This window comes from Amycolatopsis sp. GM8, assembly GCF_021653975.1.
Taxonomy (GTDB): domain Bacteria; phylum Actinomycetota; class Actinomycetes; order Mycobacteriales; family Pseudonocardiaceae; genus Amycolatopsis_E.
This window is the reverse complement of sequence record NZ_JAJKFK010000011.1, coordinates 67,128-80,281: the sequence shown is the minus strand read 5'-3', so window position 1 is coordinate 80,281 and position 13,154 is coordinate 67,128. Positions and strand designations below refer to the sequence as shown.

Annotated in this window: 12 protein-coding genes and 2 pseudogenes; 2 read left to right on the top strand and 12 right to left on the bottom strand. The window is 70.4% G+C overall.

All coding sequences use genetic code 11. The features are described from left to right. Positions 1 to 42: 42 nt before the first annotated feature. Positions 43 to 804 (top strand): class I SAM-dependent methyltransferase, encoded by a 762-nt coding sequence (locus LOZ83_RS36045; RefSeq protein WP_236796355.1) that lies wholly within the window; start codon positions 43 to 45, stop codon positions 802 to 804. Positions 805 to 815: 11 nt separating this feature from the next. Here LOZ83_RS36045 and LOZ83_RS36040 read toward each other — a convergent pair whose 3' ends face one another. The 7 genes and pseudogenes from LOZ83_RS36040 to LOZ83_RS36010 form a co-directional block, all read right to left on the bottom strand. Continuing rightward, on the bottom strand, positions 816 to 1,586 hold the full coding sequence (locus LOZ83_RS36040; RefSeq protein WP_236796354.1) for a type III pantothenate kinase: 771 nt from the start codon (positions 1,584 to 1,586) through the stop codon (positions 816 to 818). Then, positions 1,587 to 2,081, bottom strand: a complete 495-nt coding sequence (gene panD / locus LOZ83_RS36035; RefSeq protein WP_236796353.1) for an aspartate 1-decarboxylase — start codon at positions 2,079 to 2,081, stop codon at positions 1,587 to 1,589. It abuts the gene before it with no gap. A gap of 12 nt (positions 2,082 to 2,093) precedes the next feature. After that, positions 2,094 to 2,975, bottom strand: a complete 882-nt coding sequence (gene panC / locus LOZ83_RS36030) for a pantoate--beta-alanine ligase (RefSeq protein WP_236796352.1) — start codon at positions 2,973 to 2,975, stop codon at positions 2,094 to 2,096. Then, positions 2,972 to 3,874, bottom strand: a pseudogene (locus LOZ83_RS36025) (Rossmann-like and DUF2520 domain-containing protein); the annotation flags it as partial. The pseudogene LOZ83_RS36025 and the gene panC, both read right to left, overlap by 4 nt. A gap of 138 nt (positions 3,875 to 4,012) precedes the next feature. Then, entirely contained in the window at positions 4,013 to 5,146 is a 1,134-nt protein-coding gene (locus tag LOZ83_RS36020) for a PrsW family intramembrane metalloprotease (protein WP_236796350.1), read from the bottom strand. A 39-nt stretch (positions 5,147 to 5,185) separates the two neighbouring features. Beyond that, positions 5,186 to 6,907 carry a DUF6779 domain-containing protein gene (locus LOZ83_RS36015; RefSeq protein WP_236796349.1) on the bottom strand — a complete coding sequence of 574 codons (1,722 nt, stop codon included), beginning with the start codon at positions 6,905 to 6,907 and terminating at the stop codon, positions 5,186 to 5,188. A 69-nt stretch (positions 6,908 to 6,976) separates the two neighbouring features. Further along, positions 6,977 to 7,438 (bottom strand): DUF3180 domain-containing protein, encoded by a 462-nt coding sequence (locus LOZ83_RS36010; protein ID WP_236796348.1) that lies wholly within the window; start codon positions 7,436 to 7,438, stop codon positions 6,977 to 6,979. 53 nt (positions 7,439 to 7,491) lie between these two features. Here LOZ83_RS36010 and LOZ83_RS36005 point away from each other — a divergent pair. Continuing rightward, positions 7,492 to 8,465: pseudogene (locus LOZ83_RS36005) on the top strand (MerR family transcriptional regulator). Here LOZ83_RS36005 and folK read toward each other — a convergent pair. Genes folK through ftsH form a run of 5 tightly spaced genes read right to left on the bottom strand, consistent with a single transcriptional unit; the run spans position 8,446 to position 13,083 of the window. Next, the gene (gene folK, locus LOZ83_RS36000) at positions 8,446 to 8,946 is read right to left on the bottom strand and encodes a 2-amino-4-hydroxy-6-hydroxymethyldihydropteridine diphosphokinase (RefSeq protein WP_236796347.1); all 501 of its coding nucleotides are present in this window, start codon (positions 8,944 to 8,946) and stop codon (positions 8,446 to 8,448) included. The pseudogene LOZ83_RS36005 and the gene folK sit on opposite strands and share 20 nt — an antisense overlap. Next, positions 8,943 to 9,302, bottom strand: coding sequence for a dihydroneopterin aldolase (gene folB, locus LOZ83_RS35995; RefSeq protein WP_236796346.1), 360 nt, complete (start codon positions 9,300 to 9,302; stop codon positions 8,943 to 8,945). The genes folK and folB overlap by 4 nt, the downstream gene beginning before the upstream one ends. Continuing rightward, on the bottom strand, positions 9,295 to 10,134 hold the full coding sequence (gene folP, locus LOZ83_RS35990; protein WP_236796345.1) for a dihydropteroate synthase: 840 nt from the start codon (positions 10,132 to 10,134) through the stop codon (positions 9,295 to 9,297). The genes folB and folP overlap by 8 nt, the downstream gene beginning before the upstream one ends. Continuing rightward, a complete protein-coding gene (gene folE / locus LOZ83_RS35985) occupies positions 10,131 to 10,742 on the bottom strand; it encodes a GTP cyclohydrolase I FolE (protein ID WP_236796344.1) in 612 nt (203 codons plus the stop codon). Before folE ends, folP begins: the two co-directional genes overlap by 4 nt. Continuing rightward, positions 10,723 to 13,083, bottom strand: a complete 2,361-nt coding sequence (gene ftsH, locus LOZ83_RS35980) for an ATP-dependent zinc metalloprotease FtsH (RefSeq protein ID WP_236796343.1) — start codon at positions 13,081 to 13,083, stop codon at positions 10,723 to 10,725. Before ftsH ends, folE begins: the two co-directional genes overlap by 20 nt. Positions 13,084 to 13,154: the final 71 nt, after the last annotated feature.

Genomic DNA, 13,154 nt, shown 5'->3' with positions numbered 1-13,154 from the left:
GAGCCAACCGGATTACGGTTCCTCGCGAATAGTATCGATCGCGTGACCGATCCCACTCCCGCAGATCAGGAACTGTACGCCCGGCGCGCCCGCTCGTTCGGTGCTCGGGCGAGCGCCTACGCCGAACACCGGCCCGATTACCCCTTGCCCGCCCTCCGCTGGGGCTTGCCCGAAAGGGCAGGCGAAGTGCTGGACCTCGCCGCGGGCACCGGCAAACTGACCGAAGGCCTGCTCGAACTGGACCTGCGGGTGACCGCGGTCGAGCCCGATCCGGACATGCGGGCAGAATTCGTGCGCCACCATCCCGAGGTGCCCGCATTCGAAGGCACCGCCGAGCGGATCCCGCTCAGCGACGGCGCGGTCGACGCCGTGCTGGCGGGCCAGGCGTTCCACTGGTTCGATCTCGACCCGGCGCTGACCGAGATCGCCCGCGTCACCCGCACGGGCGGCACCGTGGTCGCGCTGTGGAACCACGACGACAACTCGGTGCCCTGGGTGGCCGAGTTCAACGAGCTGACCAAAACGGGCGTGAGCCGCCGGTTCCTGTGGGAGGCCGCGGAACTGCCCGGGCATCCCGCCTTCGAACCGTTCGAGCGCCGGCAGTTCCCGCATGTCCAGCGGCGCACCGCGGAGACCCTGGTCGACACGATCGCCACGCATTCGCACCTGCTGACCGCGTCCGCGCAGGAGCGCGAGACGGTGCTCACCCGGCTGCGCGAGTTCCTTGCGCGGACCCCGGAGACCGCCGACGGCGAGTTCGACCTGCCGATCATCACCACGGTCCTGCGCGCCGTCCGCACGTAGCGGGGCGGCGGTCAGCGCAGGTGCTGGCGTTCGAAGACGAGGCGGAGGCCGAGCAGCGTCAGGTCCGGGACGTGATCGGTGATGGTGTCCGACTCGTTGATCACCAGCGGGGCGAGGCCGCCGGTGGCCAGCACCGCGACCGGCCCGTCCCCGGACAGCTCCTTGACGATTCGCCGGACCAGGCCGTCGACCTGGCCGGCGAACCCGTACAGGATGCCGGACTGCAGGCATTCCACGGTGTTCTTGCCGATCACCGACCGCGGCGGCACCAGCTCGACCTTGCGCAGCGCCGCCGCCCGCGCCGCCAGCGCGTCGACGGAGATCTCGATCCCCGGCGCGAACGCGCCACCGAGGAACTCGCCGCGGGCCGAGATCGCGTCGACGTTGGTCGAGGTGCCGAAGTCGACGACCACGCACGCCGTCTTGTGCAGGTGATGCGCGGCGAGCGTGTTGACCAGCCGGTCGGCGCCGACCTCGCGCGGGTTGTCGACCAGCAGCGGCACACCCGTGCGAACGCCGGGCTCCACCACGACTTTCGGCACTCGCGCGTAGTACCGGCCGAGCATCACCCGCAGTTCGCGCAGCACCGCGGGCACGGTGGACAGCGCACTGATGCCGGTGACCTCGTCCGCGTGGGAACCCAGCAGCCCGCGCATGGTGAGCGAGAGTTCGTCGGCGGTCATCTGCGCGTCGGTCCGCATCCGCCAGTCACCGATCAGCTCGGTGCCCTCGTACAGCCCGAGCACGATGTTCGTGTTGCCGACATCGATCGTCAGCAGCACCTAGCTCTCCGTGTGCAGGAGGGCGTCGAGCCGGGCCGCGTCCACGGTTTCCGCTGTCGGGTAAGCGCTTTCACCATCCGGCTGGACCGTCACGCTCCCGCTGAGCAGCCCCGAGCCTTCGGGCGCGTACGCCGGGTCGGAGCCGTCGTGCTTGATCCGGTTTTCCCGGTCCACGAACACGATCCGCGGCCGGAACGACACCGCTTCGGCCCCGTCCATCTGCGCGTAGGAGATCAGGATGACCAGGTCACCGGGGTGCACCAGATGCGCTGCGGCGCCGTTGATGCCGATCACCCCGCTGTCCTTCTCGCCCGCGATGACGTAGGTCTCCAGCCGGGCGCCGTTCGTGATGTCCACAATGGACACCTGCTCGCCGGGCAGCAGGTCCGCCGCCCGCATCAGCGTCTCGTCGATCGTGACCGAGCCCACGTAGTGCAGATCGGCCTGGGTGACGGTCGCGCGATGGATCTTGGACTTGAGCATCGTGCGGTACATGGCTACTCCCTCTCATTCCCCTGCGGCGCCGAGCAGGACGGGCACGTTGTCGATCAGCCGGGTGCGGCCGGCGCGGGCGGCGATCAGCAACCGCGCCTCGCCGTCGGCGGGAGCGGGACCCAGATCGGTTCCGCGCAGTTCGAGATAGTCCACGGCGACGGACGGCCGGGCGGCCAGCGTCTGCTTCGCCAGGGACAGCACCGCGTCGGCGCCCTCCCGGCCGACGTGCGCCCCCGCGGCCAGCGCCGCGGACAGCACCCCGGCGTCGGCTCGTTCCTCCTCGCTCAGGTAGACGTTGCGCGAGGACAGCGCGAGGCCGTCGTGCTCGCGCACGGTCGGCACCCCGATCACCCGCGTCGGCATGTTCAGGTCCCGCACCATCCGCTTGACCAGCACCAGCTGCTGGTAGTCCTTCTCGCCGAAGAACGCGTAGTCCGGCGTCACGATGTTGAACAGCTTCGCCACGACGGTCAGCACACCGGCGAAATGTCCTGGCCGCGCCGCGCCTTCCAGCTCGTCGCCGAGCGGGCCGGGGTGCACGGTGACCGCGTGCCCGTCCGCGTACAGGTCGTCCGCCTTGGGCACGAACGCGAGCTCGGCGCCGATCCCGGCCAGCACTTCGAGATCGCGGTCGAGTGGGCGCGGGTAGGCCTCGAAGTCCTCGCCTTGGCCGAACTGCAACGGGTTCACGAAGATCGACGCGCCGACGACGGTGTTGGGCAACCGCTTGGCACGGCGCAGCAACTCGCGGTGCCCGGCGTGCAGCGCGCCCATCGTCGGCACCAGCGCGACCTTCCGGCCGACCGCGTGCAGGGCCGCGGTGACCCGGTTGATTTCGCCGGGCGTCTGGAACGTGTTGAGCTGCCCGCGGGTGAACTTCGGGGACGGGTTCACGGCTTTTCGTTTCCTTCGAGGAGTTCGGTGATCTCGGCGGCGGTGTCCTTGCCGAGCAGGCCGGCCGCCGACGCACGCTCGGCGGTCCGCCGGGCGAGCGCGGTGTAGCAGGGCCGGATGTCCGGCGCCTCGGCGTCCAGCACATCCAGATGCTTCCGTACGGTGCCCGTGTCGCCGCGCGCGACCGGGCCCGTCAGTGCGCGGTCGCCGTGGCGCAACGCGTTGTCCAGCGCCGCCGACAGCAGCGGGCCGAGCATCCGCTCGCCGTTGGCGATGCCGGCGCGGGCGAGTAGTTCCAGGCAGTCTTCCACCAGCGTGACGAGGTGGTTCGAGCCGTGTGCCAGCGCGGCGTGGTAGAGCGGCCGCGCCTCCTCCGGCACCCGGACGGCCTCGCCGCCCATCTCCACGGTCAGCGCCTCGCCGACGCTCCAGGCGATCTCGTCGTCGCTCGCCGCGGTGACGCCGACACTGCACGCCGCCATCCGCTGCAGGTCCTCCTCGCGCCCGGTGAACGTCATCACCGGATGCAGCGCGAGCGCCAGCGCCCCGGCCTCGGCCGCGGGCCGCAACACGTCGACGCCGTGCGCGCCGGAGGTGTGGATGACGATCTGACCCGGCCGCCAGTTCCCGGTCGCGCCGAGTCCGGCGACCAGATCCGCGAGCGCGTCGTCGGGAACGGCGAGCAACACCAGATCCGCGGCGGCGACGACCTCGTCCGGTGGCAGCAGGGGAACGCCGGGCAGCAGCCGTTCGGCGCGCTCGTGCGAAGCGGTGGAAATGCCCGATGCGGCGACAACCGTGTGCCCGGCCCTGGCGAGGGCGGCACCCAGCACACTGCCCACCCGGCCGGCGGACACGACTCCCACGGCCAGCCTGGCCGGCCGCGTCATGGCGTGCCCCGATGGACGCTCATGGCAAAAAGCTCCTCATTTCGTTCCAGTCCCGCTCTTCGGTCGCGGGTACCGGACGACGGCGCGAGAGTAGCTCGGTCCAGCACGATTGTTCCGGTCCTGGTGACCAGCTTCACCCGACCCGGTCTAGGAGCCCCGGGGATTTTCCCCCGCCAGCCTGACCGCCTCCGAGCGCGATTCGCGCAGCGTATCGAGCAGTTCGGCCTCCTTCACGGTACTGCCGGCGCTGCCATTGCGGCGCTTGAGGAACGCGAGCTCCGTCACGCTGTTCTGGTACGCCGCCACCGCCTTCGCGGCCCGCCGCCCGGACTGCCGCCGCGCCTGCCGCCGCCATTCGCGGCGCCCGTTGAGACTGGACAGCAGATCGACCTCGGAGGCCGCGATCCACCGTGACTTCACCATGCCCGGCAGGGCGGCCTCGACGGTGCGCTGCTCGCGGCGCCGCTGCAGGATCACCACCAGCACGACCGCGACGAAGATCGGCACCATGACCAGGAAGTACACGTTCAGGAACGTCTTCGCGCCGCCCAGCGTGGCAGCCCCGTTCCAGAGCGCGTGCAGCAGGACCGCGGCGAGATAACCGCCCAGTGGAGCCAGAATCCGCACCGTGCGGCTGGTGGTCCGCGCGGCGTAGCCGAGGCCGACCCCGGTGAGCGCGGTGAACAGCGGGTGGGTGAACGGCGAGAGCACCCCGCGCAGCACGAACGCCGCGATCACCCCGGTACTGGTGCCGTTGCCGAACCCGTAGTCGGAAAACGCGCGGCCGAAGTAGTAGATGTTCTCGGTGAACGCGAAGCCCGCGGCGGTGATCCCGGCGTAGACGATGCCGTCGATGATCCCGTCGAACTCTTCGCGACGGCGCAGCAGGATGAGCAGGACGAACGAGCCCTTGGCGGCTTCCTCGACCAGCGGCGCGGAGACCAGCGCGCTCACCTTGCTGCCGTTTCCCATGCCCAGCAACAGATCCCCGACGCTCTCCGCGGTGCTGTTGATGAGCAGCGCGGTGATCGCCGCGATACAGGCGCCCCACGCGAACGCGATCATCAGCAGCTTCGCCGGTTCCGGCTCCCAGCGGTCGATCCACAGCACGGCCGCGACCACGATCGCGACCGGCACGAGGGCCGCGGCCACGCCGATCACGACGCCCAGCGGACCGACCCGGACCGTGGCGAGCGCGAGCAGGGTCAGCCCGCATACCGCGACCACGATGAGGCCGAGCACAGGCAGCAGAACGGTGATCCTGCGAGAAGCCGTCGTCACAGTCCGGCACTTTACGGTGACTCCGCAGAGCCGCCGAAGCTAGTCCTCGGCTCGCCGGCGGCGGCGCGGGATCGCGTCGGTGGTGCCGTGTGCCGCGAGCAGGTCACTGACCGACCGACCGGCCGTGTGCGAGCCGCTGTCCTCGGGTTCCGGCGCGGCACGGCGGCCATCGGCGACCTCGGGCCGGGCGTGGCTGCCCGTGGCATGCCCGCGCGAAGGCGTTTCCCACGCCGGCGGCTCACCATCTGGACGGCGGCGGCGACCGCCACCGGACTGCTCCGCCGGAGACTCGTCCTCGGCCCGGCGGCGACGCCCGCCGACGCGGCCTTCCTGCGCGAGCCGGCGGACCTCCTCCGGCAACGTGGGGTTCGCAGGTGGCGGCGGCTCTTCCGCGGGCGGCGGCACGGGCGCGACCTTCGGCCGGGACAACTCGAACCGCGACTCGAACGGCTCCGGCTGCGGCGCCGGAGGCGGCGGGGGCTGTGGCGGCTGGACAGGTTCCAGGCGCGGCCGGGAGATCTCGAACCGCGACTCGGCCGGCTCCACGCGCGACGGCATCGGCTGAGGCGGCTGGACGGGCTCCATCCGGGGCCGGGAAGTCTCCATGCGTGGCGGCTGTACGGGTTCCATGCGGGGCCGGGAAGTTTCGAAGCGCGGCTGCACCGGCTCCATGCGCGGACGCGACGTCTCGAACCGCTGCTTGGGGGGTTCGGGCGGCTCAGGCGGTGGCGCCACGGGCGTCATCCGCGGGCGCGACCGCTCGGCCGGCCGGGCCGGAGGCTGCGCCGCCGCACTGCCGTTCGGCGAGGGATTGTCCTTGACCAGCCCGGATTCCCACGACGCGGTCCAATCGGCGTCGACGGGCTTCGACAGCTGGGTCGGCTCGTCAACGGGCGTGGGCTCCGGCGGACGGCGACGCCGATCCGACGGGCTGAAGGCGGGGCGGGTGGCTTCGGCCGAGCCGGTGAATCGCGGCTTGGGCTCCGCCGTTGGCGCCTGGTTCACCGCAGTCTGCTGGGCACGCGCCTCGGCGGCGGCCTTCGACACGCTGGCCGCGGCATGACTGCCGCGCCCCGGTCGCACCGGCTCGCCCTTCGCCACCCGGCGGGGCGGGAGATCCATGGATCGTTCGGGGCGACGAGGCTCCGGCGCGGCCTGGCGCCCAGCGGGCCGCGCCTGCTGTTTTTCCCGGACACGGTCGACCAGTTCCGACGGTCTCTCCTGATGCCGGTCTGGCGCGGCCGTCAGCTGTGCCGGGGTGGGCCCGCTGCCGGACTCGACGATCCGCTGTTCCTCGCGCAGCGCGCGCATCCGCGTCGCCTGTGCCGTCAGCGCGAACCGTTCGAGCAGTACCTCGCCGCCGCCGAACAGCGACTGCAGGTTGTCCCGCAGCGCGGCGACCTCGGCCCGCAGTGCGTCCAGCTCGGTGCGCGAGTCGGCGTGTGCCTTGGCGCGGACGTCGTTCTCGACTTCCAGCTCGTACTCGCGCCGGGCGGCGATCTCGCGTTCCAGTTCCAGCTCGTAGACCTCTTGCGCCTGCGCGACCGCATCTTCCGTGCTGGCGGCCTGTTTGCGGTACCGGACCGCGAGAAACGCGCCGACGAGCGCGGCCCAGAGCGCGGCGACGATACCCAGCCGCAGGTAGCGAATGTCGTCCGCGAGCACCAGCGCGAGCGTCGCGGCCACTGCGAGGGCCAAGCCGACGACGAACCACGGCCGGCCCAGGAGGCGGCCGCGCGAGTCGTCACCCACGCTAGTCATGCCGAACACCGTACCCTCTAGTTATCCGTCTGAGACCTAGTCGGTACTTCGAACGGTAGGTTCTCCGCGTTAACCGGTCGAGTGATGTTCGGGATCGTGATCACGTTGTTCTGGTGTCCGGCAGCAGTGTTCGAGCCACAGCGCGGCCGCGATCAGCACCACCGCACTGATCGCGCTGATGATCGCGCTCCGGACGTCACTCGCGGCCGCGGTCACCTCGTCCGCGTTGGGGAACAAGGCAATCAGCGCGCCCAGCCACACACCGAGCATCAGCGCGCCCAGCACCGATGAAGCCTTCGCCAGCGCGACCGCGCGCGCGACGCCGATCGCACCCAGCAGCCGCCCGCTGCGGATCCGCGAGCGGATGGTGAACGCCAGCACCGTCTCGATCACGGCGATCACGACGAGCGTGATGCCGGCATAACGCGGCAACCGCGGCAGGGAACCGTAGGCGAACTTGAACGCGAGGTAGGCCAGCACGACGCCGACCAGCCCGGCGATCACGAGCTCGCGGGGCCGCGTGAAGTGCATGCCGTCAACGGTACCGTGCGAGACTTGACTCTCCAGCCAGTGGAGACATCAGCATGGACCGTGTGGGCAGGACGTTCACCATCGGGGAGCTGGCACGCCGGACCGGGCTGCCGGTCAAGACGATCCGGTTCTACTCCGATGAAGGACTCCTGCCGCCCACCGACCGCACCCCCAGCGGCTACCGGCTCTACGACACCCGGTCGCTGGCCCGGCTCGAGCTGATCAGGACCCTGCGCGAACTGGGCCTCGGCCTGGACGACGTCGCGCAGGTGCTCGGCTCGCGGGTCAGCGTGCCGCAGCTGGCGGCCCGGCATCTCGAGGCGATCGAGGACCAGCTCCGGCGGTTGCGGCTGCGCCGGGCGGTGCTGCGCGCGGTGGTGAAACGGGAATCCGAGCTGGAGGAAGTGAAACTGATGAACAAGCTGGCATCGATGTCCGACGAGGAGCGCGTACGCCAATAGACCAGCAGCGCGAAGCGCTTCCGTCGGGGGTGGCGGTCGGGCGACGGGTGGGGGAGTTCTGGAGCGAGGTCTTCGGCGGGCTGAACGTGGACCCGGACTTCTCGGCCGGGATGCGCTCGGCGAAACCGAACCTGCCCGATGATCCGACGCCGGAACAGCTGGAGGCGTGGGTCGAACTCGCGGAACTGATCCAGGATCCGTCGTTCCGCGCGACCATCCGCGGGATGAGCGAGCAGCACGCGGCGGAGCGCGACGCGGGCCGGGATCCGAATCCGACCCAGGCCCAGCGGGAGCATTGGTTCGAGTGGAACAACCGGGCCCAGGAGTACCTGGAGGCAGGCCGCGAACCGGCATCGGCGGAAGGTCGTTCGCTGGCGGAGGAGATCGTCCGCGTCGCGGAGGTGGAATCGGCGGCCGGACTGGCCGATCGCATCGAGTCCAGTAGCGATCCCAGGGCCGCTCGCTACTGGTACCTGCTCGCGGTCATGAACGGCTGGCAGCCGGTGCCGTGGCGGCAGCCGGCACTGGACTGGACCATCGCCGCACTCAGGGCACTCGGAGCGTGAGCGCCGGGCGGGGGTGCACACCCGCCCGGTCCGCTTCCGGCAGCGCCGCAAGGAGATCACGGATCGGACCGTGACCGGGGAGGACGGCGTCCGGCTCGATTTCCAGCCACGGGATCAGCACGCTCGCGCGATCCGGCGTGCCCGGGTGCGGCAGCAGCAGTTCCGAATCGTCCGAACGCACACTGTCCACCGTGACCACGTCCACGTCCAGGGTGCGCGGGCCCCAGCGCAGTTCCCGCACCCGGCCCGCGGCCTTCTCCAACGCCTGCCCGGTGCGCAGCCACGCCCAGTGGTCGCGCGCGGGATCGTCCACGATGCATACGGCGTTGAGGAAATCCGGCTGGTCCTCGACACCCCACGGTTTCGTTTCGTACACAGTGGACACTGCGACGAGCGCGTCACCGAGGCCGGTCACCACCGATCGCAGATAACCGAGCCGGTCGCCGAGGTTCGAGCCCAGCGACAGGACCGCGCGGCTCACCGCTGCCGCCGCACGGTCACGGCCACGTCATCGAACGTCAGCGGGATCGGCGCCGACGGCTTGTGCACGGTGACCTCGACGGCCTGCAGACGCTCGTCTTCCATGACCTCGTCGGCGATCTTCCCGGCGACGCTCTCGATCAGGTCGTACGGCTCGCCGCCGACGATGCCAGCGGCAAGCTCGGCCAGTTCGCCGTAGTGCAGCGTTTGGGCCAGGTCGTCGGTCTTCGCCGCTGCCGTCAGGTCGAGCCACACCATGATGTCCACGACGAACTCCTGCCCGTCGCGCTTCTCGTGCTCGAAGACACCGTGCCGGCCGAACACGCGCAGCCCGGTCAGCGTGATGCGGTCACTCATGCCCGCGCCGCCAGGCGGACGCGACGGTGACGGCGTCGAGGGAGGCGCCGACGGTGTGCACGCGGACACCCCACGCCCCGGCCGCGGCGGCGAGCGCGGAGATGGCTGCGGTCGCGTCTTCCCGGCCGGACGGCGGCCGCGGCTTGTCGTGCTCGTCGGCGAGCAGGCGACCGAGAAAGCGCTTTCGCGAGGCGCCGACCAGCACCGGGTAGCCCATGTCCACAAAGGACTTCAGGTGGTGCAGCAAGGCCCAGTCGTGCGGCGCGTGCTTGGCGAACCCGAGCCCGGGGTCGACCACGATGCGCTCGGGCGCGACCCCGGCGGCCAGCGCGGCGTCCACTCGCGCGCTCAACTCGGCGCGCACGTCGGCGACCACGTCGCCGTACTCGGCGAGGCTGTTCATGTCCTTGCTGTGCCCGCGCCAGTGCATCAGGATCCACGGCGCCTCGGTGGCCGCCGCGACCTTCGCCATGTTCGGGTCGGCCAGTCCGCCGGAGACGTCGTTGATGATCCGCGCGCCCGCGTCGAGCGCCGCTTCGGCGACCGCGGCGCGCGTCGTGTCGACGGAGAGCCGCAAGCCGTCCTGGGCGAGCACGCGGATGACCGGCAGCACCCGGTCGATCTCGGTCTGCGCGTCCACGCGCGCCGCGCCCGGCCGGGTCGACTCACCGCCGACGTCGATGATGTCCGCGCCACGCGCCCACATCTCGTGCGCGTGGGCGAGCGCCGCGCCGGCGTCGAGGTACCGGCCACCATCGGAGAACGAGTCGGGTGTGACGTTCAGGACGCCCATCACGACACACCGCCCCGGCGAAGGCAGGGCGGCGGTCATCGACGGCCCTTGATCAACTCCAGCGCCTCGGCCCTCGTGGTGGCCGAGGACTGCAAGATCCCGCGCACCGCTGAGGTCATCGTGCGGGCACCCGGCTTGCGGATACCGCGCATCGACATGCACAGATGCTCGGCCTCGATCACGACGATCGTCCCGCGCGGCTTGAGCTTGCGGTCCAGGGCGTCCGCGACCTGTGAGGTCAGCCGCTCCTGCACCTGCGGCCGCTTCGCGTACAGGTCGACCAGCCGCGACAGCTTCGACAGGCCGGTGACCTTCCCCTGCCCGTTCGGGATGTAACCGACGTGCGCGACGCCGTGGAACGGGAGCAGGTGGTGCTCGCAGAACGAGTACAGCGGGATGTCGGTGACCAGCACCATCTCTTCGTGCGCCTCGTCGAAGGTGCGGTCCAGCACCGCCGAGGGATCGGTGTACAGGCCCGCGAACATCTCCTGATAGGCGCGGGCGACCCGGGCCGGGGTGTCCTGAAGACCCTCCCGGTCCGGGTTCTCGCCGACGGCCAGCAGCAACTCACGCACGGCTTTCTCGGCACGTGCCTGGTCGAACACCGGCCCGGGTTCGCGGGTCAGCTCACTGTCGATGTTGACCATCCTGCTCGTCGGGATCGCGGCGGTGCTGGCCCTCACCGGACTCGCCGAACCACTTGCCGCGCTGCTCTTCGCCCTGTCTGCGCCATTCGTCCGACGGCGGGCGCCACTGCTGGCCGCCACCGGTCGGCTCGGTCGCCGGCCGCCACCCCGGAGGGGCACCGTAGTTCGGCGGGCCACCCTGGCCGCCCTGGCCGCCGGACGGCTGCGGCCACTGGCTGCTGCCGTTCGCCGGGCTGTAGCGGCCGCCGCCGTTCGGCGCCCCGGGCGGGGCGTACGGGTTGGCGTTGGCGGGCTGTTCGGGCTGGCTGTACGGCGGCGGGGCCACGGGAAGGTCCGCTCCACCCGACACGCTGCCGACGGGCGCCGGCGCCGGACGCGGGGCCTTCTCCTCCTGCGGCGGCGGCCACGGCTCGCCGCGCTCCATCGCCAGCTCGCCCGGGGTCTTCACCGGCGGCTTGTCCGACGGCGTGCGCTCACCGAACTCGTTGAACACGGTGATGTGCGGGCGCTTCTCCACGGTCGCGAAGATCCGCGCGAGATCCTTGCGCTGCAAGGTCTCCTTCTCCAGCAGCTCCACGACGAGATCGTCGAGCACGTCGCGGTAGGTGTTGAGCACCTCGTACGCCTCGGTGTGCGCGGTCTCGATGAGCTTGCGCACCTCTTCGTCGATCTCGTGCGCCACTTCGAGCGAGTAGTCCGGCTGCCGGCCCGCGGACCGGCCCAGGAACGGGTCGCCCTGCTCCTGCCCGTACTTCACCGCACCCAGCCGGGCGCTCATGCCGTACTCGGTGACCATGGCGCGAGCGATCTTGGTGGCCTGCTCGATATCGGACGACGCGCCGGTGGTCGGCTCGTGGAAGACCAGTTCCTCGGCCGTGCGCCCACCGAGGGCGAACACCAGCCGGGCGATCATCTCCGAGCGGGTCATCAACTGCTTGTCGTCCTCGGGCACGACCAGCGCGTGCCCGCCGGTGCGGCCACGCGGCAGGATCGTCAGCTTGTACACCGGCTCCAGGTCCGGCATCGCCCACGCGGCGAGCGCGTGCCCGCCCTCGTGGTAGGCCGTGATCTTCTTCTCCTTCTCGGAGATGATCCGGCTCTTGCGCGCCGGCCCGCCGATCACGCGGTCCACCGATTCTTCGAGCGCGGTGTCGGTGATCACGTGCCCGTTCTGCCGGGCCGTCAGCAGCGCCGCCTCGTTGATCACGTTCGCCAGGTCCGCACCGGACATGCCGACGGTGCGCTTGGCCAGCGCCTGCAGGTCGACGCCCTGCGCGAACGGCTTGCCCTTGGAATGCACCTCGAGGATCGCGCGCCGGCCACTCAGGTCGGGCGCCGACACCGGGATCTGCCGGTCGAACCGGCCGGGCCGCAGCAGCGCCGGGTCCAGGATGTCGGGCCGGTTGGTGGCCGCGATCAGGATGATGCCGCCGCGCGCGTCGAACCCGTCCATCTCGACCAGCAGCTGGTTCAGCGTCTGCTCGCGCTCGTCGTGCCCACCGCCGAGACCGGCACCACGCTGGCGGCCGACCGCGTCGATCTCGTCGACGAAGATGATGCACGGCGAGTTCTGCTTGGCCTGCTCGAACAGGTCACGCACACGGGAGGCGCCGACACCGACGAACATCTCGACGAAGTCGGAACCGGAGATCGTGTAGAACGGCACCCCGGCCTCACCGGCGACGGCCCGCGCGAGCAGCGTCTTACCGGTACCGGGCGGGCCGTAGAGCAGCACGCCCTTCGGGATCTTCGCGCCCAGCGCCTGGTATCGGGACGGGTTCTGCAGGAAGTCCTTGATCTCGTAGAGCTCTTCGACCGCCTCGTCGGCACCCGCGACATCGCCGAACGTCGTCTTGGGCATGTCCTTGTTCAGCTGTTTCGCCTTGGACTTGCCGAAGTTGAGCACGCGGTTGCCGCCGCCCTGCGCGTTGTTCATCATCCACATCAGCAGCAGGAGCAGCAGGCCCAGCGGGATCAGGTAGATCAGCAGCTGCGAGATCCACGACTGCTGGCTGACCGTGGTGGCGAACTTGACGTTCTTCGCGCCGATCAGCTGGTTGTAGATCGTATCGGTCGCGCCGGACGGGTACGACGTGATGATCTGGTCGACCTGCTGGCCGTCGACGTCGATCTTGTTGTTGAGCGACAGCTTGAGCTGCTGCTCCTTGTCCTGAAGGTTCGCTTCCTTCACATTGTTCGCGGTGATCTGCGAGATCGCTTGTGAAGTGGGAACCGGGGTGTAGCCGCGATTGCTGTCGAAGATGGAGCTGAACGCGAAGTACAGCAGCAGAACCGCGACAATCCACACAAGTGGGTTCCTGAGCAGGCGCTTCCGGTCCATATGCCTCGGCCGTGCTGGCCTTGACCCTCCCTGGTAAGGCGGTAGATGCTGACATCCGCCGTCACGGTGTA

Excerpts from the sequence above, each read along its gene's own strand:
- LOZ83_RS36015 (WP_236796349.1), bottom strand. The coding sequence starts at position 6,907 with ATGACTAGCGTGGGTGACGACTCGCGCGGCCGCCTCCTGGGCCGGCCG.
- LOZ83_RS36010 (WP_236796348.1), bottom strand. The coding sequence starts at position 7,438 with ATGCACTTCACGCGGCCCCGCGAGCTCGTGATCGCCGGGCTGGTCGGC.
- folE (WP_236796344.1), bottom strand. The coding sequence starts at position 10,742 with ATGGTCAACATCGACAGTGAGCTGACCCGCGAACCCGGGCCGGTGTTC.
- ftsH (WP_236796343.1), bottom strand. The coding sequence starts at position 13,083 with ATGGACCGGAAGCGCCTGCTCAGGAACCCACTTGTGTGGATTGTCGCG.
- folP (WP_236796345.1), bottom strand. The coding sequence starts at position 10,134 with ATGACCGCCGCCCTGCCTTCGCCGGGGCGGTGTGTCGTGATGGGCGTC.
- panD (WP_236796353.1), bottom strand. The coding sequence starts at position 2,081 with ATGTACCGCACGATGCTCAAGTCCAAGATCCATCGCGCGACCGTCACC.
- folB (WP_236796346.1), bottom strand. The coding sequence starts at position 9,302 with ATGAGTGACCGCATCACGCTGACCGGGCTGCGCGTGTTCGGCCGGCAC.